The organism is Shouchella sp. JSM 1781072, from assembly GCF_041949915.1.
Classification (GTDB): Bacteria; Bacillota; Bacilli; order Bacillales; family Bacillaceae_D; genus Shouchella.
Genome location: NZ_JBHFQE010000001.1, coordinates 1,555,814 through 1,573,398 on the forward strand (window position 1 = coordinate 1,555,814; position 17,585 = coordinate 1,573,398).

General features: G+C 39.8%; 23 protein-coding genes and 1 riboswitch. Of the genes, 10 read left to right on the plus strand and 13 right to left on the minus strand.

Features of this window, described 5'->3' with window-relative positions; genetic code table 11:
• The first annotated feature begins 5 nt into the window (after positions 1 to 5).
• Genes ACE1TH_RS08300 through mnhG form a run of 3 tightly spaced genes read left to right on the plus strand, consistent with a single transcriptional unit; the run spans position 6 to position 1,115 of the window.
• Positions 6 to 485, plus strand: coding sequence for a Na+/H+ antiporter subunit E (locus ACE1TH_RS08300; protein WP_099300362.1), 480 nt, complete (start codon positions 6 to 8; stop codon positions 483 to 485).
• Positions 485 to 760, plus strand: a complete 276-nt coding sequence (locus ACE1TH_RS08305; RefSeq protein ID WP_099300361.1) for a Na(+)/H(+) antiporter subunit F1 — start codon at positions 485 to 487, stop codon at positions 758 to 760. Before ACE1TH_RS08300 ends, ACE1TH_RS08305 begins: the two co-directional genes overlap by 1 nt.
• The gene (gene mnhG, locus ACE1TH_RS08310) at positions 747 to 1,115 is read left to right on the plus strand and encodes a monovalent cation/H(+) antiporter subunit G (protein WP_099300360.1); all 369 of its coding nucleotides are present in this window, start codon (positions 747 to 749) and stop codon (positions 1,113 to 1,115) included. Before ACE1TH_RS08305 ends, mnhG begins: the two co-directional genes overlap by 14 nt.
• A gap of 110 nt (positions 1,116 to 1,225) precedes the next feature.
• On the opposite strand, the gene ACE1TH_RS08315 is transcribed toward mnhG, so the two are convergent.
• Positions 1,226 to 2,035 carry a phosphatidylserine decarboxylase gene (locus tag ACE1TH_RS08315; protein ID WP_375078713.1) on the minus strand — a complete coding sequence of 270 codons (810 nt, stop codon included), beginning with the start codon at positions 2,033 to 2,035 and terminating at the stop codon, positions 1,226 to 1,228.
• Between the two features lie 92 nt (positions 2,036 to 2,127).
• Here ACE1TH_RS08315 and pssA point away from each other — a divergent pair, with 92 nt between their 5' ends.
• The 3 genes from pssA to thiD all read left to right on the plus strand — a co-directional run bounded on the left by pssA (position 2,128) and on the right by thiD (position 4,178).
• Complete coding sequence (gene pssA, locus ACE1TH_RS08320) at positions 2,128 to 2,673, plus strand: CDP-diacylglycerol--serine O-phosphatidyltransferase (protein ID WP_306345932.1); 546 nt, start codon at positions 2,128 to 2,130, stop codon at positions 2,671 to 2,673.
• Positions 2,674 to 2,896: 223 nt separating this feature from the next.
• A complete protein-coding gene (locus tag ACE1TH_RS08325) occupies positions 2,897 to 3,172 on the plus strand; it encodes an HU family DNA-binding protein (RefSeq protein WP_035398747.1) in 276 nt (91 codons plus the stop codon).
• Between the two features lie 23 nt (positions 3,173 to 3,195).
• A riboswitch (TPP riboswitch) is annotated at positions 3,196 to 3,295 on the plus strand.
• 64 nt (positions 3,296 to 3,359) lie between these two features.
• Positions 3,360 to 4,178, plus strand: a complete 819-nt coding sequence (gene thiD / locus ACE1TH_RS08330; RefSeq protein WP_099300358.1) for a bifunctional hydroxymethylpyrimidine kinase/phosphomethylpyrimidine kinase — start codon at positions 3,360 to 3,362, stop codon at positions 4,176 to 4,178.
• 59 nt (positions 4,179 to 4,237) lie between these two features.
• On the opposite strand, the gene ACE1TH_RS08335 is transcribed toward thiD, so the two are convergent.
• Positions 4,238 to 5,608 carry a BclA C-terminal domain-containing protein gene (locus ACE1TH_RS08335; RefSeq protein ID WP_375078714.1) on the minus strand — a complete coding sequence of 457 codons (1,371 nt, stop codon included), beginning with the start codon at positions 5,606 to 5,608 and terminating at the stop codon, positions 4,238 to 4,240.
• A 516-nt stretch (positions 5,609 to 6,124) separates the two neighbouring features.
• Between ACE1TH_RS08335 and ACE1TH_RS08340 the strand changes: the two genes are divergently transcribed.
• Positions 6,125 to 7,807 (plus strand): BCCT family transporter, encoded by a 1,683-nt coding sequence (locus tag ACE1TH_RS08340; protein ID WP_099300356.1) that lies wholly within the window; start codon positions 6,125 to 6,127, stop codon positions 7,805 to 7,807.
• 34 nt (positions 7,808 to 7,841) lie between these two features.
• On the opposite strand, the gene ACE1TH_RS08345 is transcribed toward ACE1TH_RS08340, so the two are convergent.
• Positions 7,842 to 8,654: a uroporphyrinogen-III synthase gene (locus ACE1TH_RS08345; RefSeq protein WP_375078715.1), complete on the minus strand. Its 813-nt coding sequence runs from the start codon at positions 8,652 to 8,654 to the stop codon at positions 7,842 to 7,844.
• 214 nt (positions 8,655 to 8,868) lie between these two features.
• Between ACE1TH_RS08345 and sigK the strand changes: the two genes are divergently transcribed.
• The 3 genes from sigK (at position 8,869) to ACE1TH_RS08360 (ending at position 11,480) form a co-directional block, all read left to right on the plus strand.
• Positions 8,869 to 9,579: an RNA polymerase sporulation sigma factor SigK gene (gene sigK / locus ACE1TH_RS08350; RefSeq protein WP_099300354.1), complete on the plus strand. Its 711-nt coding sequence runs from the start codon at positions 8,869 to 8,871 to the stop codon at positions 9,577 to 9,579.
• A gap of 132 nt (positions 9,580 to 9,711) precedes the next feature.
• Complete coding sequence (gene lplA, locus ACE1TH_RS08355) at positions 9,712 to 10,701, plus strand: lipoate--protein ligase (protein ID WP_375078716.1); 990 nt, start codon at positions 9,712 to 9,714, stop codon at positions 10,699 to 10,701.
• Between the two features lie 173 nt (positions 10,702 to 10,874).
• Complete coding sequence (locus ACE1TH_RS08360) at positions 10,875 to 11,480, plus strand: NUDIX hydrolase (RefSeq protein ID WP_375078717.1); 606 nt, start codon at positions 10,875 to 10,877, stop codon at positions 11,478 to 11,480.
• Between the two features lie 38 nt (positions 11,481 to 11,518).
• Here ACE1TH_RS08360 and ACE1TH_RS08365 read toward each other — a convergent pair whose 3' ends face one another.
• From ACE1TH_RS08365 to ACE1TH_RS08410, 10 genes are all read right to left on the minus strand, one after another.
• Positions 11,519 to 11,752, minus strand: a complete 234-nt coding sequence (locus ACE1TH_RS08365; protein WP_099300351.1) for a hypothetical protein — start codon at positions 11,750 to 11,752, stop codon at positions 11,519 to 11,521.
• Positions 11,753 to 11,834: 82 nt separating this feature from the next.
• Positions 11,835 to 12,527, minus strand: coding sequence for a 5'-methylthioadenosine/S-adenosylhomocysteine nucleosidase (gene mtnN, locus ACE1TH_RS08370; RefSeq protein ID WP_255225054.1), 693 nt, complete (start codon positions 12,525 to 12,527; stop codon positions 11,835 to 11,837).
• Positions 12,528 to 12,665: 138 nt separating this feature from the next.
• A complete protein-coding gene (locus ACE1TH_RS08375; protein ID WP_099300349.1) occupies positions 12,666 to 13,280 on the minus strand; it encodes a DUF1510 family protein in 615 nt (204 codons plus the stop codon).
• A gap of 120 nt (positions 13,281 to 13,400) precedes the next feature.
• A complete protein-coding gene (gene greA / locus ACE1TH_RS08380) occupies positions 13,401 to 13,877 on the minus strand; it encodes a transcription elongation factor GreA (protein WP_375078718.1) in 477 nt (158 codons plus the stop codon).
• 36 nt (positions 13,878 to 13,913) lie between these two features.
• Positions 13,914 to 14,564 carry a uridine kinase gene (udk, locus tag ACE1TH_RS08385; protein ID WP_375078719.1) on the minus strand — a complete coding sequence of 217 codons (651 nt, stop codon included), beginning with the start codon at positions 14,562 to 14,564 and terminating at the stop codon, positions 13,914 to 13,916.
• A complete protein-coding gene (locus ACE1TH_RS08390; RefSeq protein ID WP_375078720.1) occupies positions 14,545 to 15,219 on the minus strand; it encodes an O-methyltransferase in 675 nt (224 codons plus the stop codon). The genes udk and ACE1TH_RS08390 overlap by 20 nt, the downstream gene beginning before the upstream one ends.
• 61 nt (positions 15,220 to 15,280) lie before the next feature.
• Positions 15,281 to 16,426, minus strand: a complete 1,146-nt coding sequence (mltG, locus tag ACE1TH_RS08395) for an endolytic transglycosylase MltG (protein WP_099300345.1) — start codon at positions 16,424 to 16,426, stop codon at positions 15,281 to 15,283.
• 123 nt (positions 16,427 to 16,549) lie between these two features.
• Positions 16,550 to 16,843 (minus strand): DUF1292 domain-containing protein, encoded by a 294-nt coding sequence (locus ACE1TH_RS08400; protein WP_099300344.1) that lies wholly within the window; start codon positions 16,841 to 16,843, stop codon positions 16,550 to 16,552.
• A gap of 17 nt (positions 16,844 to 16,860) precedes the next feature.
• The gene (gene ruvX, locus ACE1TH_RS08405) at positions 16,861 to 17,286 is read right to left on the minus strand and encodes a Holliday junction resolvase RuvX (RefSeq protein ID WP_099300343.1); all 426 of its coding nucleotides are present in this window, start codon (positions 17,284 to 17,286) and stop codon (positions 16,861 to 16,863) included.
• Positions 17,283 to 17,555 (minus strand): IreB family regulatory phosphoprotein, encoded by a 273-nt coding sequence (locus tag ACE1TH_RS08410; protein WP_099300342.1) that lies wholly within the window; start codon positions 17,553 to 17,555, stop codon positions 17,283 to 17,285. Before ACE1TH_RS08410 ends, ruvX begins: the two co-directional genes overlap by 4 nt.
• Positions 17,556 to 17,585 lie beyond the last annotated feature (30 nt).

Sequence of the window (17,585 nt, forward strand, 5' to 3'; positions counted from 1 at the left end):
ACAGTATGGCTTTTCAATTACTAATTAACGTCGTTCTTGCCATTGTTTGGATGCTGTTTCAGAATAGCTTCACCATCGTCGATTTTGTCGTAGGGTATACGATTGGTTTTTTCGTTGTTCTTGTACTGATTCGGTTTAAAGGATACGAATTTTACTTTGCTCGCGTATGGTCACTTATTAAATTAATGTTGATCTTCATGAAAGAGCTAGCCATCGCAAATGTGAGTGTAATGAAAACGGCATTAAGTCCGAAAATGGACGTTGCACCGGGAATCGTCGCGGTCCCTACTCGACTGGAAACAGAAACAGAAAAAACGATGTTCGCTGTCATGATGACATTGACACCAGGAACACTATCGATTGAATTCTCACTAGATTCCAATGTTATTTTTGTTCATGCACTAGATGCGCGTAATAGAGACGAAATCATCCATTCCGTTCAGAATACATTTGAACGTGGAATACTGGAGGTGACACGGAGATAATGTTTGAAACAATCCTCTCCTGGCTCTTATTAATAAAATGTGGAGCAGCTTTATTGTGCATCATCCGTGTTTTTATTGGGCCAACACATTCAGATCGAATCGCCGCTCTTGATACACTAGGTTTAATGTTAATTGGCTTTGTTGGGATTTTAATGATTCTTCAAGATACAATGGCTTATACAGAAGTTGTGCTTGTCGTTGCAATCCTTGCATTTATTGGCTCTGTTGCGCTTGCCAAGTTTCTAGAAAGGGGGAATTTATTTGACCGCGACTGAATGGATCATCATCATTTTGTTATCTGTAGGAACGTTTTTTAGTCTCTCTGCGGGTATAGGTCTCATTCGCTTTCCGGATGTCTATTCTCGCCTTCATGCAACTGGAAAAAATGCAACAGCTAGCGTTATTTTAATCATGACGTCAACATTTGTTTATTTTCTGTATGAACATAATCTGTTTATCGGCAAATTACTCCTCACGATTTTATTCGTCTTTTTAACGACTCCTGTTGCGGCACTACTGATTTCTAGATCCGCTTACCGAATAGGAATCCCTATGTCGAAAAAGTCGGTGAGAGACGAAATGAAGCCCTATTATGATAATGAGAAAGCATCACCTGCAAAAAATGAATAGTACAGCGTAGAGTAACGGACATAAATTATGATTTATGTCCGTTTTTTTATAAACATCGGCTCAGTTCGATAAAAAAAGCTTCATGAATGAAGGAAACTCACTCATAAAGCTTAAAGAACATTTGTTTTTACGAGAGGTTGGCTACTTTTTGCTTGCAAAGTACCAATCTTTTCGCCTACTTTTACATTTTTATCATGCAACGCTAGTGAAAATACATCTTTCTCAAACAATAAAATAACCGTAGAACCAAACGAAAAATAACCGACTTCTTCACCCTTCTCCCATAAACTCCCTGCTTTTGTTCGAACAATCGAGTTAATGTTCATTGCGCCTACTTCAATCATCGCACATTGAATGGTACCTTGATACAAGTCGTTGACAATTCGATAATTGTGCGAAAGAGGTTTTCTTCCATACTTCAATCCAGGCTCATTCACCGGGTAGGAGCGGCTTCCTAACGTTTTAGATGCAGACAGGCGACAATTCAAAGGACTGTGAATTCGATGATAGTCACTTGGGCTTAGGTAGAGAATGACATACGTACCGCCCTCAAATTTCTCCGCTTGATCTTTAGACTGCAGCATATCTTCTAAGCGATAGTGTTGCCCCTTCACAATAAATGTGGCATCTTGTTTAATTTCTCCTGTCTCTTCACATCTTCCATCAACTGGTGAAACAACACTCTTTTCTTCTTGATTAATAGGTCGATTTTTCATTTCAATTTGTCTCGTAAAAAACGAATGTAAACTTCCATGCTCTTTATATGGCAACAATGCTTCTTCATGATTAATCTTATAAGTTTTAATAAACATTGGAATAAACGGCTTACTAAGCTTTGATTTCGTAAATTGTTTTAACAGTTTTGAGCTCCATTGACGATTTGTTAGTTCTATACTCATTTGAAAAAATTTCCTTTTCATCTCATCACCTTTAATGCTTTTTGCATCATTGCCCGCTTTTTTATGGTATACTTTGGTATTATAGCACGTAAATAAACTCGAAAAGAGGTGAAATGTACGTGTTCTTATTAAATCAATTAGTCTCGACTCGAAAAAAAATTAAAGGTCAAATTGCGAATGGATTAACGCTTATTAATTTAGGCCTTGGGATAACCGCAATTATGTTTATTTTACAAGGAAGTATTTGGTACGGATTTTTATTTATCGCTCTTGCAGCTTTATTTGATCGCTTTGATGGAATGGTAGCTAGGCGATTAAAAATTGAGTCAGAACTCGGAAAGCAACTTGATTCCTTAAGTGACCTCGTATCATTTGGTGTGGCCCCTGCTCTACTAGTCCAACAAGCCACATTAATGCCGTTAAGTTTTGTAGGCGGACTTGCCGTTGTTCTCTTTATTTTATGTGGTGCTTTAAGACTTGCACGCTTTAACATTACAGATTCTCCTAATGAATTTATTGGATTACCAATTACAGGCGCAGGGTGTATCTTGGCCTTTTCAACACTTTTTAATGATCAATTACCCGAAACATTTTTTGTTATTTTTATGATTTGTTTATCTGGTTTAATGATTAGCAACATTAGGGTAAAGAAAGTGTAACGCCTCATTTCAACATGAATCGTCAAAAATTGATTCATAAGTCTATTTTTATTGCTTAACTGGCTAAAATTACTGCTTTTAGCTTGACAGTAGCAGGATTCATGAGTAAATTAAGGGCAGGCAGTAACGTCTGCCCGCTTTAAAAGCGGATTTTAAGTATACATATTATTCTCGTGTAAAAGAATAATACGTTATTCTATGTAAAGAAAAGGAGTTTTTACAGATGAACAAAACAGATCTGATTAATGCAGTTTCCGAGCAAGCAGAAATCTCTAAAAAGGACGCGTCAAAAGCAGTTGACGCTGTATTTGAAGGTATTACTGATTCTCTAGTAAACGGAGGGAAAGTTCAACTTGTTGGATTTGGTAGCTTCGAAGTTAGAGAGCGTTCAGCAAGAAAAGGACGCAACCCGCAAACAGGAGAAGAAATCGAAATTCCAGCAACTAAAAACCCTGCGTTCAAGCCTGGTAAGCAATTAAAAGACGCAGTCAACTCATAAGATTTGCACAAACTGTATAAAATAAATTCCACTAGGGGTGCATGAATGCTGAGAAAAGGGAAACCTTTAACTCTTCAACCTGATCTAGGTAAAACTAGCGTAGGGAAGTGGAAAGCAATGACTATTGCTCAAAAAACGGCCGCCTCTTTCTGTGCGGTCGTTTTTTTGTTGAAAGGATGATTATATAATGGAATCAATTCGTCGTGCACTCACAATAGCTGGTACAGACCCAACAGGTGGAGCGGGAATCCAAGCTGATATTAAAACGTTTCAAGAACTAGAGGTTTATGGCATGTCCGTCTTAACATCCATCGTGGCACAAAACACAACGGGTGTCAGAGGCATTCATCACCTTCCAATTGAAATGATTGAATTGCAGTTAGATGCAGTGCTGGACGACATTTATCCTCATGCCATTAAAACAGGCATGATTGCGCAAAAAGACATGATGGCTCTTTTAAGTCATAAACTCGATAAACTTACGAACGTTCCATACATTTGTGATCCAGTCATGATGGCTAAGAATGGCGATGCCCTACTTGAAAAAGATGTACGATCGTTTTTGCGAGATACACTCGTTCCTCTAGCCACTATCGCTACACCAAATATTGCGGAAGCAGAAGACTTAATTGAAATGAAAATCGAATCCGTTGATGATATGAAAAAAGCAGCTAAACGAATTGTTCATGAACTTGGCGCGACGTACACAGTTGTCAAAGGTGGCAGCCTCCAAGGAGATGCTATAGACGTATTCTATAGTGCAGATGATGGCTATCATACTCTTGACGCACCACGAACGGATACAAACCATACACACGGTACAGGATGTACGTTTTCTGCCGCGATTAGCGCAGAATTAGCAAAAGGTGTTCCTGTTTTTGCTGCTGTGCAAAAAGCAAAGCACTATACATCGGCTGCCATCGCACATTCATTAAATATCGGACATGGGTATGGGCCAACAAATCACTGGGCACATCGCCTTCACTCCAATTCAACCCCCCTTTAAAACACCTTTAATAAGTAGAAAAAAGCCTACCACTTGTTTCGGTAAGCCTTTTTCTACCATTATGCGATTCTTACAATTCTTAGTGCTGCACCTTGACCATCTACTAATACAGCAGCGCCTAATAATCCAAATAATTCTAGCTCAATTATATCACCAGCCGCCAAATCTGCTACAACATTTCCTGGAATATTTGTAACAGCTACACCTGGAGATACTTCCGAAGAAGCAAGTGGTGTACCGTTAACAGTAAGTCGTAACCCTAGCAACAGTCCAGCTGTCAGATTCACATTATAAGAAATACTATACGTTCCCGCAGTGTCAATTGTAAATCCATCTCCTGTTGCCGTTATTCCAGCCGCTAACTGATTATCAGGAACTGGAACCGTCGTACCGCCAAGAACAACTGCAATTGTTGATCCGCCATTCGTACCAAATGCATACGTAGACGTTAGCGCTTCTCCTGTAGGGCTTGCTGGACCGGTTGGACCCGTCGGACCTGCTGGGCCAGTTACACCAAGACTAGGAAGGACTAATTCAAAATCAGCTGACTCACCTGGTGTTCCTGTTGGAGCGTCTACTAAGACGCGATAAACAGAACCTTCAAATGATACCAATTCACCTGCAGTTAATGCTGGAGCGGTAGCAGGATCAAAAAGCGTAACACCATCAAGTCCAACACCTGTTACCCCTGTTGGACCTGCTGGGCCAGTTGGACCGGTTGCTCCATCTAATCCTGTTGGACCAATTGGACCGGTTGGGCCCGTGATTCCGTCTAATCCTGTTGGACCTGCTGGGCCAGTTGGACCGGTTGCTCCGTCTAATCCTGTTGGACCTGTTGGGCCAGTTGGACCGGTTGCTCCGTCTAATCCTGTTGGACCTGTTGGGCCAGTTGGACCGGTTGCTCCATCTAATCCTGTTGGACCTGCTGGGCCAGTTGGACCGGTTGCTCCGTCTAATCCTGTTGGACCTGCTGGGCCGGTTGGACCAGTTGCTCCGTCTAATCCTGTTGGACCTGCTGGGCCAGTTGGACCTGTAATTCCTGTAATTCCTGTCGCTCCTCCATCACCAATGATGAGTTCATATTCAGGTGATGTTCCTGGAACACCTGCAGGTGCGTTGACTAGCACTCGATAGACGCTTCCGTTAAATGAGGTAAACTGACCTGCTACTAAACTAGGTCGTACCAGTTCATTAAATGGAATAATATCATCTAGTCCAATACCTGTAGCACCAGGCGATCCTGTTGGACCTGGCGGGCCGGTTGGGCCGGTAATAGCCGTAATCCCTGTTCCTCCACCTGGGGGACCTGTTGGACCCGTCGGACCTGCTGGACCGGTTGGACCGGTTGGACCTGCGTCAGGTAGAAAACTTCCTCCATTACGAGGAGTTCTTGAAAAACGTTGAATGTTATCGCAATTAAAATAATCCATTTTATAGCTCCTCCTATTTTATTGCTGTATATGAACAGCTTATAAATCGTATGCTCGATGCACATACTTTGATTGTGTGGACGACATGCATAGAGCTGAAAGGAGTAACCCAATTTTCGTGGTGCATGATTTTTTTTTTAAGCAAATAACCCTACATGAATCCAACTTCCTTTCACAACGGCTAATTTTACAATCGGCAACGATCTTAAAAATGTTCGTAGTAATATAAAAATTGGTGAGCGAAAATGCGAAGGAGTGAGAATGAGTCTAGTTTCTGTACTTGTAGAAAAATTGTCCGCTATTCTAAATGAATGATCGTCTTTTTTGAAGCCCTTACCAGTGATGACCTTCATTTCTAAGCATGTCGACCACTACAAAACCAACCTGCCATTCACAAAATAATACGTCTTTTCATTTTTTTGTATAGAATCTCTATTAAAATTAGACATACAAGCAATTGATCTTTATAATCTGCTTATGCCCATTTAATACATATTTAGGTAAGGAGACATTTCATTGGAGAATAAACCTGTCGGTAAACTGACAAATGTTTTTTATTGGACACTGGGAATTTTAATCATCTTTGTTGCAATTGGTATTATTTTTCCTTCTCAGCTCGAATCTGTAACCGCAACAGTCCGAAATTTTATCGCTGATGTTTTTGGTTGGTACTATTTGATTGTCGTTACGATCTTTTTATTAGTTTGTTTGTTTTTTGTTGTAAGTCCTTTTGGAAAACTGCGCTTAGGAAAAGAAGATGATCGGCCTGAGTACGGCTATTTAACTTGGTTCGCCTTTTTGTTTAGTGCTGGTCTCGGAGTTGGACTATTGTTTTTCGGTGCAGCGGAACCAATTGCCCATTATGCAATTGAAGCACCTACAGCAGATGAAAACACAGGTCAAGCGGCATTAGAATCGCTAAAATATGTCTTCTTGCATTGGGGATTTCATGGTTGGGCAATTTATGCGATTGTAGCAATCTGCCTCGCTTATTTTAACTTTCGAAAAGATATGCCAGGCTTAATAAGTGCCACTCTTTCTCCGCTCATTAACCCTAAAGGATTTTGGGGACAGATGATTGATGTTATTGCCATCGTTGCGACTTTATCAGGAATTGCAACAACATTAGGCTTTGGTGCTGCACAAATGAACGGCGGGATTTCGTTTTTAACAGAGTTCCCAAACAGTTTTGGTTTGCAGCTCGTCATAATTATCGTTATCACTGTATTGTTTTTAATTTCTGCGAGTACCGGTTTAGATAAGGGAATTCGAATATTAAGTAGCATGAATATGGTTTTAGTTATGCTTATGTTATTATTCTTTATGATTTTCGGTGCTTCCCTTTACTCACTCAATTTGTTTACAAATACGCTCGGGCAGTACATACAATCGTTACCTGAGTTAAGTTTTAATATTGCGCCAAATAGCTCTGAGCATCGTGAATGGATTAACGCCTGGACACTTTTCTATTGGGCATGGTGGATGGCTTGGTCTCCATATGTCGGCACGTTTATTGCTCGTGTATCACGAGGGCGAACGTTAAGAGAGTTTGTGATTGGTGTTTTACTCGTTCCTCCTATCGTAGGCTTTGTCTGGTTCTCATTTTTAGGGGGCACAGCAATCTCGATTGAATCACAAGGATTAGCTGCGATTTCATCCTTAGCAGAGGAAGAAGCCCTTTTCGGTGTTTTAGAAACGATGCCGTTTAGTACCATTTCTTCTTATATAACGATTTTCTTAATTGCTGTCTTTTTTATTACTTCTGCCGATTCGGCAACTCATGTTTTAGGAAGCCAGTCTACTAACGGCTCCCTCAATCCGCCAACGAAAATTAAGATTCTGTGGGGCATTCTGATGTCAACAACGGCAGCAGTATTGCTATACAGTGGCGGTTTACAAGGATTACAAAATACAATGATTGTCGTTGCATTTCCTTTTTCGATTATTATGTTGCTAATGGTCATTTCCCTATTTAAGGCGTTGAGACATGAACATTTGAAAAAGGAAGTCAATCAGAGACGCTTACTACGAGAAATTGCTGAACTACGCCAGTTCAAAAGTAAGCAAGAACGTGCGGAAAAAAAGCGGTTAAAAGAAGAACGGAAACAGAAGAAAAATGAAGAACGCCCAAAGAAATTAAATGAGAAAAAAGCGAGAAAGAAAACATACAAAACAAATAAACCACCAAAAGAAGATTAAAAAAAGCTTGTTGTCTAAATAGACAACAAGCTTTTTATCTATATTGCTCCATATACTTCCCTAAATGAATGATCATAGCCCCCATTCGTTCCTTTTCAGGAAAGACAACTCTTATAACGCCGGACTCGGTTAGTGCTTCTGCGGTTACTTTGCCAACTGCCGTTGCGATAACATCCGTTTCAAAACAGCTCTTTAAATCCTCTTCACGCCCATGTTTCTTCGCATATTTAAACAGCGCTTTCACTTGTAAAGCAGAAGTAAAACAAATTGCATGATAGACTTTCTTAACCATTAGCTCATTTAAAAGATGATCCACTACGCTACCGTCAGGCGCATAATGGTGATACGGCAACCAGGTTGTAAGTATTGCCCCTTTTCTTTCAAAAAATGCTTCCATTTCTGGTGAAGCAATTCCATACAGTTGAACAATCACTTTTTGGTCGTTGAAATCGATAAAATCTAGTTTATGTAGTAAGCCCTTTGTTGTACCATCCTCTGACGCAACCTCATAAGGAATTTGTTCTTTCTTCAAAGCGGCGATGGCTTTATACCCTCTTACAGCTATGCGTGCTTGTCTCAACTTATCTATAAAAGCTTCTTTAACACCTAACTGCTCAGCATGAGTTAAAAAGGTTTGCAGTCCAATTCCAGTAGTGAAGACAAACCAATCATGATGAGTGTGCAAACTGCTAAGTATCATCTCCTTGATAATCGCTTCATCCTCCGTTACTGTTCCTTGCATCGATCGAACCTCGCTCGTCCCCCCTTGTTTTCTTATTAATTCCTGCATTTCCTCTACTTTACGAGAAGCTGTTAAAGCGATATGACAATGAGATAATAACTCCATTGACTTTCCCCCCACCCATTTATTTGTCTAAAAATCATCGCATCATTGTTTCATTGTTCCAAAAAAAGATTCACTCATCCAACCTACCAAATTTAAACGCAGGAAGCAATTGTGACTCTTCCTTATTAGCAGATGCTTCACTTGAGTCGTGTATTTTTTATGTACAGACACAAACATGCCTAAGGCTGCATAGGTATATGGAGGAGGTGAACATATGTCGGGAATTTTAGCCGCCATTTCTTTTTTTATGAAAGAAGTCGTCGTTTTTGTATCTTATGTTAAAAACAATGCTTTTCCTCAACCTTTGAACAAAGATGATGAAAAAAAATACTTACAACTTGCTGCTCAAGGAGATCAAGACGCAAGAAACCTTCTAATCGAGCATAATTTACGACTCGTCGCTCATATCGTCAAGAAATTTGAAAATACACGGGAAGATTCAGAAGACCTTATTTCCATTGGGACGATTGGCTTAATTAAAGCAATTGAAAGCTACTCTGATGGTAAAGGCACAAAATTAGCTACGTACGCGGCGCGATGTATAGAAAACGAGATTCTCATGCACTTAAGAGCTCTTAAGAAAGTGAAAAAAGATGTATCCCTTCACGATCCAATTGGTACCGATAAGGAAGGAAATGAAATTAGTCTTATCGATATTTTACAAGAAGATGCTGACGATATCGTCGACATTTTACAAGCTGAGATGGAAAAAAAGCAGATCTATGAGTACATTCATGTTCTTGATGAGCGTGAAAAGGAAGTGGTCATTGGCCGGTTCGGCTTAAATATGGAAGAAGAGCGGACCCAGCGAGAAATAGCAAAAGAACTAAACATTTCACGAAGTTATGTATCACGGATTGAGAAACGCGCATTAATGAAGCTGTTTCATGAATTTTATAAGCACAGTCGTGGCAAAGGGAATTAAATTTCCTTTGTCTTTTTTGAATTTATTCAGTGAAGCGAGTTGCCACCTAATAACTAAAACCGAATTACTCGATTTACCCTTTTAAAATGAGTATACTAAGAGATGTACAAGTATTGAAAGGAGTTTCTAGAAATGAAGTTTATCGACAATGCCAATATTACCGATCCACGAATTAATTTAGCCATTGAGGAATGGGCCTTAAAAAACCTCGATGCCAATGAAACGTACCTACTGTTTTATATTAATGAACCCTCGATTATTATCGGGAAAAATCAAAATACATTTGAAGAAATCAATCTCGATTATGTGAACGACAACAATCTTCACGTCGTTCGTCGTCTCTCTGGCGGTGGTGCCGTTTATCATGATTTAGGAAATTTGAATTTTAGCTTTATAACAAAAGATGACGGTGATTCCTTTCATAATTTCAAAAAGTTCACAGAGCCTGTTGTACAAGCGTTAAAACAACTTGGTGTTGATGCTGAGCTAAGTGGACGTAATGATCTTCAAGTTGGGGAAAGAAAAATTTCCGGCAATGCTCAATTTACTACAAAAGGGAGAATGTTTTCCCACGGGACCTTAATGCTTCAATCTGAAATTGAAAATGTAGTCTCTGCTCTTCGCGTTAAGGATGAAAAAATAAAATCAAAAGGCATTAAATCCATTCGTAGCCGTGTCGCAAACATAGCTGAATTTCTTGAACATCCTGTTACAATGGACGAGTTCAAAAAGCTGCTAATTCAACATATTTTTGACACAGAAGACGAAGTACCTGAGCATAAGCTAACAGAAGCTGAGTGGAAAGAAATTGATGCTTTATCAGCGGAGCGCTATCGTAATTGGGATTGGAACTATGGAAAGTCTCCTTCTTTCGATATACAGCGATCTAAGCGATTCCCAATCGGCACGATTGATTTACGCTTGAACGTAAAAAAAGGCGTCATTAGCGACTGTAAAATCTTTGGTGATTTCTTTGGGGTTGCGGATGTTAGTAGTTTAGAAGCGAAATTGATCGGAAAACGTTATGATGCTACTGAACTAAGTAACGTTCTTGATGCTGACGATTTAAAAGCGTATTTTGGATCAATTAGTAAAGATGAATTCCTCTCATTAATCTACTAAAAAAATGGCGACCATGATCATCATGGTCGCCCGATTGGGGAGAGAGACAAGAAAGAACAATTAGAAAGCAAGGGTTATATCCTTTCCTTACTTCATACTATAAGGCATGTTCCTTTTCGTTTCAGTAAGATTGTAATATGATCTAACAGTATTTTTAATGGAGGCGTTTATACGTGAATTTAGAGGAAATTAAACAAAAGCTGCACACGCCAAATAGCAGAAAAGTAGCTCGAGATGCGGCGGTTTTACTGCCTCTTGTGTCAATAAATAGCGAGATTCATGTTCTATTTCAAGTTCGTGCCCTTACGTTAAACGCTCAACCTGGTGAAACTTGTTTTCCAGGTGGGAGAATTGACCAGAGTGACGAAAATCCGCAAGAGGCGGCTCTCAGAGAATTCTATGAAGAATTTGGCATACCTGAAAAAGATGTGAACGTCCTTGCTCCTATGAGTAAGATTGAGTCGCCAAGGCGCGGGCTTATTCATCCTTTTATTGCGTACGTACACTCGATTGATCACATCCAGCCAAATAAAGATGAAGTTGAGGACTGGTTTACGATTCCTGTTTCCTATTTGCTTTCCCACGAACCTGAAGTGGGCTATGTCGATGTGACCATCTCGCCTGGCGCAAATTTTCCAATCGATCGAATTGCAAATCCACGTGCTTATCGCGAAAAACAATACAGCACTGCCGAATATTTTTATCGCTATGAGAACCATATGGTTTGGGGTCTAACCGCACGCATTTTGCAGGAGTTTATTAGTCACATGAAACGATAAAAACGACCTTCCTCCAAGTTGGTAAGGCCGTTTTTTTATTACTCATTATTTAATCGTTGCAACTTCACATTGGCTAACCAAGATAAGCCATAACAACAGCTTGAAGAAAGCAAGCATACGCCTAAAATAATCGCAAGAGGAACCGATGTTTCTACACGATGTGGCTCGGGAAGCCATAAACCAATGGTTAAAAAGAAACCAATTCCTAAAAAGACGAGACAAAAGGCATGATAGTCTTTTTGCGCATATTGAAGTTTATCTTTTTGATCCACACCGTTTCCCCCTTTTTGTTTATCATACCAGATAAGCAAAAGAAACGATCGTCAAAATCATTCCCTCCATTGGCAAGAACTGTTAACTTAACGCATCGATCATAAACAGAACTTGTTTAGCAGAGTTCACAGCTGATTTCTCCAAGAAGGTATCGTATGACATTTTTGCATCTTGCCCAGCCACATCGGATAACGCACGAATAATCACAAAAGGCGTTTGATATTGATGGCACACTTGAGCAATGGCAGCCGCTTCCATTTCTGCACAAAAGGCTGTAGGAAATAGCGCTTTAACTGCATTCACTCTTTCTTCGTCATCCATAAAAGAATCGCCTGTTACAACTAATCCCTCTTCCGAATGAAACCCAACTTTTTCAGCTGCTTTTTTAGCCACCGCGATTAGCGCTGGGTCTGGTAAATAAGCGGGCACCATACCTGGAACTTGACCATGTTCATAACCAAAAACAGTTGCATCAACATCATGATGGCGCACTTCTGTTGAAATCACTAAGTCTCCTACAGACATTGAAGCGTTCAATCCGCCAGCAACACCTGTATTAATGACATAATCAGGCTGATAACGATCGTTTAATAGAGACGTCGCTAGAGCCGCATTCACTTTACCAATGCCACATTTTGTTAAAATGACGTTTGTCCCATTTATGATGCCGTCTGTAAATTCACAGTTCGCGACAACGGTTACGGTAGCTTGCATCATTTGTTTACGTAAATGCTCAACCTCTTCTTCCATTGCACCAATAATTCCGATTTTCATTCTGTTCATCCTTTCTACAACAAATAGCTTCCTCAACTAGTATACACATTGCATCAGCGTGTTTCATTAAAAATGTATGCACATAACAAAAAAACCTAGCGACGTCAGTAACGATGCGCCACTAGGCTTTCACAATTATTAGGTTGGATTGTTTTCAAATTGCTCAACCGATTCAATTTGCCACCCTTGTTCTGGTTCTTCTACCCACTGCAATCGAACTTGGTGATAGAGCCCTGTACCCTTATCGAGTAGCGTGACGACAGCACTTGATGTCGAACCACCGTTTCCAATCCAAATTGTGTCGCTGGTACTGCTAGTCAAGCCGGTTGCATTGAAAGCAGCTTGTTCCATTTCATTCCAGTTTTGACCACCGAAGTTATTTGGTGTTGGATTTGTTTGTTCAGTTGGTAATACATCTCCAACATTTTCGGCTTGTTCACTTTCATCTTCTTCAGTTGCCTCATCATCTTCTGTAGCGTCATCTTCCTCTGTGCCCTCTTCTTCATTGGCACTATCTGCTGTTTCATTTTCATCTTCTTCTGGATTTGCTTCTTCGTCGTTGCTTTCATCGCTTGTGTCTGAGTCTGGCTCTACACTTTCACTGCTCTCTTCAGTAGCAGTCTCAGGTTGATTCATCATATTAAACACTAGTGTGCCTCCAAAAAAGAGGATAAGGACGACAACAATGGTAATCGCAACATTCAGTATGCGGTTTTTGCGTTTATCTTTTCGGTTTTCATAACGTTGTCCCATGGCTCTACATTCCTCCTAACTCTAACTCCATTATAGCTCGTTCTTATTAAACCGCAACATGAATCATACATCAAGTGAAAAAAGTCTCCTTCTAGACACAAAAAGGAGACTTTTTTACTATTAGCGAATTTCTAGAATTTCAACTTCCATTTCGCCCGCTGGTGTATTAACCGTGACTTTGTCCTTCACCGTTTTACCAATTAAACTTTGTGCCATAGGTGAGTCGTTCGAGATCCTTCCTTCAATTGGATCTGATTCAGCAGAGCCTACAATCGTATACTCTTCTTCATCGCCATCTGGTAATTCAATCAGGCGAACAGTCTTTCCTAATGAAACGACATTACTATCTGTTTTTTCATTTTCGATCATAACAGCATTACGAATCATTTTTTCTAGTTGTGCAATGCGGCCTTCAACAAATGCTTGATCTTCTTTGGCTGAATCGTACTCAGAGTTCTCGGATAAATCTCCAAAACTACGTGCCACTTTTATACGCTCTACCACTTCTTTTCGGCGTGTTGTAATTAAATGTTGTAGCTCATCTTCTAGTTTCTTTTTTCCCTCTTCTGTCATATAATGCTTTTTCTCTTCTGCCATTGTTTGTTCACTCCTCATAGTTAATAAAAGATAACGTTATTGAATCGGGTCTTGTTTCTGTTGTATGACGGTTCTAATTTTTGTCGCCATTAAATCAATCGCGACTTTGTTTTCCCCACCTTCAGGAATAATGACATCCGCATAACGCTTTGTTGGTTCAATGAACTGCAAATGCATAGGTCGTACAACAGTTGTGTACTGATCAATGACTGATTCAATGGTACGACCTCTCTCTTTTGTATCGCGCAAAAGTCGTCTCATGATTCGAATGTCCGCATCTGTGTCTACGAATACTTTTATATCCATCATGCTACGCAAGCGTTCATCTTCAAGGATCAAAATTCCTTCCAGAATAATAACGTCTTTCGGCTCAATTTTCACTACTTCTTGCGCACGGGTATGCTGAGCATAATCATAAGAAGGTTTAAAAATTGGTGAACGATCCACAAGCTGCATCAAGTGGGCATAAAGCAACTCATTGTCAAACGCAAATGGATGATCATAGTTGGTTTGGAGACGTTCCTCAAACTCTAAATGATCTTGGTTTTTATAGTAAGCGTCTTGTTCGATTAACACAATGGACGATTGGTTAAATTGACTAAAAATTTCTTTGGCAACGGTCGTTTTCCCAGACCCTGTTCCACCAGCTACCCCAATAATAACGGGCCTATTTTGATTGAGTGTCATGTTCTTCCCTCTTTATTCTCGTACTACATGCTATGCCGTCCCCGACTGGTACAATAGACGTATGAAAATTCGGATGATGGCTAAGCCATTCATTGTATCGTTTTATTTTCTCAACTAGCTTTTGAATTCGCTTTGGTTCCTTCGTAATGTCTGCTCTTGCTACGAGACCTCTGAATAAAATATTATCACTAATCATTACCCCATCTTCACTCAAAAAAGGCTCATATTGCTCAAAAAACAATTGATATTTTCCTTTTGCTGCATCAATAAACATGCTATCAAACGAACCATGCTTAGAAACAAGGTCCACTGCATGCTCTGCATCAACTAGATAAGGAATAATTCGCTCTGTTAAATTAGCTCGTTCAATAAACCTTTTTGCCTGTTCATAGCGATACTCATCACGCTCCAGCGTCACAATCGTCGTAGAGGGAAGCGCTTCCGCTAATCGAATAGCAGAATATCCAATCGCGGTGCCGATTTCAAGTATTTGCTTCGGCTGCTTAACACGTAAGATAGCAAGCATTGTATTTAAAGACAGTCCATCCATAATCGGTACGTGCTCACGTATCGCTAGTTGTTCCATTTCTAGTAATAGTGAATGTTTTGGAGGGGCTAATGATTCTACATATGCGCTAATTTCTTCATTTATCATTTAATTTCATAACATCCTTTTATGAAAAAAGCATGGGAGCAAGATACTCCCTATGCTCACTTTATTCAGTATCTTCAACTGCTTCTTGCCATTCATGACGATACGTATCTCTCGCTTCCAAGTGATCATCATAGTCTTCATTATAAATAATCTCGCCGTTATAACGAGCATAGAAATAAAGATAATCTGTACTATTTGGATCCGCTGAAGCAACAAGTGATTCTTCACGAACCGTAGAAATTGGACCTGGCGGCAAACCTGTATGCTGATACGTGTTATAAGGTGAATCTACCTCTAAATCATCATAAGTGGTCATATAAATATGTTCCCCTTGCGCGTAGGCAACCGTAGGATCTACTTGTAGCATCATACCTTCATTTAAGCGATTATGCAAGACTCCAGCAATTGTAAAACGATCTTCTCTTTCTCGAGCTTCACGTTCGACAATGGAACCCATCGTTAAGAGTTCATGAAATGTATAGTCACTCCCATTCACGATCCCTTGTCGTTGATCATACACAACCTGCATTTGATCAAGCATCGTTCGAACAACTTTTTCAATACTGGGCTGTTCTTCTTCAAACTGATAGCTTGCTGGAAAAAGATAGCCTTCTAATGGATGATGAATATCTTCATCCAGTATTTCGTCTGTTAGCATCTCGTACTCATCGATTAACGATTGGACAAACGCTTCATCATCAATAAAGGCAAAAATATCATCTTGGCTTTCTCCGGTAAATTCACTTAACCGTTCCGTAAGTGTGTTTAACGTTAACCCTTCCGGAATCACAATGGTAGAAGCAGCCTCCGCGACAACGTGACCGTCTTTTAATTCCTCAATAATTTCATCTGTATCCATCGCTGTATGTAGCGAATATGTTCCAGCTTGAAACCCTGATTCGTTTTTGTATCTTGTATAGTAGCGGAAGAACGTTGCGTTGCGGATAACCCCTTCATCCTCAAGAATCTCTGCAATTTGTGAAGTCGATGTATTCACTGGTATGTTCACATCAATTTCACGACCTTCATCTTCTGAGTCAACAGGCTTAAGCGCATTCGCAACATACGTATATCCGCCTATTATAACGGCAATCAGAACGACAAAAAAAGCCGATAAGCTAATTAAGACAATTTTCCGAACTGTCTTTGCTTGCGATGCACGTTCTTGATATTCGTCATTTGCGTTATGGTTCTTATCTTTTGCCATTAATTGCCTCCTCACCTGTCCCATTATACAATAAGTGCTTTATTTGTTGTATAAAAAAATGGGCAATGTTCAGCATAACATACATAGTAACCCGTGCAGATCATTGCACGGGTTATCAGCCATTTACTCTTCTTCTTCTTCTTCAGTAAATGTATTTAGCATTTCTTCGATCATTTCCCATTCTTCATCTGTTTCAACTGGGAAAAAAGCAATATCATTTTCTTCGTCTTCACGATCTTCGTAGCGGAAAGCAAAGACTTCAATTTCATCCTCATCTTCCTCTTCTTCTCCGACAGGTACTAATACCATATATGATTTATTTGTTTCATCTACACTAAAACGAAAGAGTTCGTCAAATAAATGCTCTGTACCTTCTTCGTCTGGAATAACAAAACGCTCTTTTTCTTCTTGTGCCATTCTAAATCCCTACCTTTTTAATTTAAATGCGAGCGACGATCCAAATAGCCTTGCAAGATTAAACTTGCAGCCATTTGATCAATCACTTTTTTTCGCTTCTTACGGCTTACGTCAGCATCAACTAAAACACGCTCTGCCGCCATTGTTGTTAAACGTTCATCCCAAAGATCAATCTTTATTGAGACATGTTGTGATAGTTGTTCAACAAACTGTTCGCTTCGTTCTCCACTAGCGCCAATTGTGCCGTCCATATTTTTAGGATAGCCAACAACAACTGTTTCCACCGCATGATCTTCTATTAAAGAAGTAATTTGCTTAAAATCGTCTACTTCGTTCGTCTCGCTTCTTCGTATCGTTTTTAAACCTTGGGCTGTCCAACCAAAGGCATCGCTAATCGCTACGCCTATCGTTTTTGTGCCAACATCGAGTCCAAGTATTTTCATTTGATCGCTTTTCCTTGCTCCTTAAGATAAGACTTTACTAATGTCTCGATTAGCTCATCTCGTTCAAGTTTACGAATTAACGTACGCGCATCTTTGTGTCGCGGAATATATGCTGGATCACCAGATAAGAGGTACCCGACAATTTGGTTAATTGGATTATAGCCTTTTTCCTCTAGTGCATCATAAACAGATAAGAGCACCTCTCGCACATCTTTATCAAAGGAGTCGTCATTAAAGTTAAACTGCATTGTATTATCCATTGAACTCAATTGCTCTCACCCCTTTTAATTATTCATAGA

Bases quoted from the DNA above. Each gene is read 5' to 3' on its own strand.
- ACE1TH_RS08300 (WP_099300362.1), top strand. From the start codon at position 6: ATGGCTTTTCAATTACTAATTAACGTCGTTCTTGCCATTGTTTGGATG.
- ACE1TH_RS08305 (WP_099300361.1), top strand. From the start codon at position 485: ATGTTTGAAACAATCCTCTCCTGGCTCTTATTAATAAAATGTGGAGCA.
- ACE1TH_RS08315 (WP_375078713.1), bottom strand. From the start codon at position 2,035: ATGAAAAGGAAATTTTTTCAAATGAGTATAGAACTAACAAATCGTCAA.
- pssA (WP_306345932.1), top strand. From the start codon at position 2,128: ATGTACGTGTTCTTATTAAATCAATTAGTCTCGACTCGAAAAAAAATT.
- ACE1TH_RS08325 (WP_035398747.1), top strand. From the start codon at position 2,897: ATGAACAAAACAGATCTGATTAATGCAGTTTCCGAGCAAGCAGAAATC.
- thiD (WP_099300358.1), top strand. From the start codon at position 3,360: ATGGAATCAATTCGTCGTGCACTCACAATAGCTGGTACAGACCCAACA.
- ACE1TH_RS08335 (WP_375078714.1), bottom strand. From the start codon at position 5,608: ATGGATTATTTTAATTGCGATAACATTCAACGTTTTTCAAGAACTCCT.
- ACE1TH_RS08345 (WP_375078715.1), bottom strand. From the start codon at position 8,654: ATGGAGTTATTATCTCATTGTCATATCGCTTTAACAGCTTCTCGTAAA.
- sigK (WP_099300354.1), top strand. From the start codon at position 8,869: ATGTCGGGAATTTTAGCCGCCATTTCTTTTTTTATGAAAGAAGTCGTC.
- lplA (WP_375078716.1), top strand. From the start codon at position 9,712: ATGAAGTTTATCGACAATGCCAATATTACCGATCCACGAATTAATTTA.
- mtnN (WP_255225054.1), bottom strand. From the start codon at position 12,527: ATGAAAATCGGAATTATTGGTGCAATGGAAGAAGAGGTTGAGCATTTA.
- ACE1TH_RS08375 (WP_099300349.1), bottom strand. From the start codon at position 13,280: ATGGGACAACGTTATGAAAACCGAAAAGATAAACGCAAAAACCGCATA.
- greA (WP_375078718.1), bottom strand. From the start codon at position 13,877: ATGGCAGAAGAGAAAAAGCATTATATGACAGAAGAGGGAAAAAAGAAA.
- udk (WP_375078719.1), bottom strand. From the start codon at position 14,564: ATGACACTCAATCAAAATAGGCCCGTTATTATTGGGGTAGCTGGTGGA.
- ACE1TH_RS08390 (WP_375078720.1), bottom strand. From the start codon at position 15,219: ATGATAAATGAAGAAATTAGCGCATATGTAGAATCATTAGCCCCTCCA.
- mltG (WP_099300345.1), bottom strand. From the start codon at position 16,426: ATGGCAAAAGATAAGAACCATAACGCAAATGACGAATATCAAGAACGT.
- ACE1TH_RS08400 (WP_099300344.1), bottom strand. From the start codon at position 16,843: ATGGCACAAGAAGAAAAAGAGCGTTTTGTTATTCCAGACGAAGAAGGT.
- ruvX (WP_099300343.1), bottom strand. From the start codon at position 17,286: ATGAAAATACTTGGACTCGATGTTGGCACAAAAACGATAGGCGTAGCG.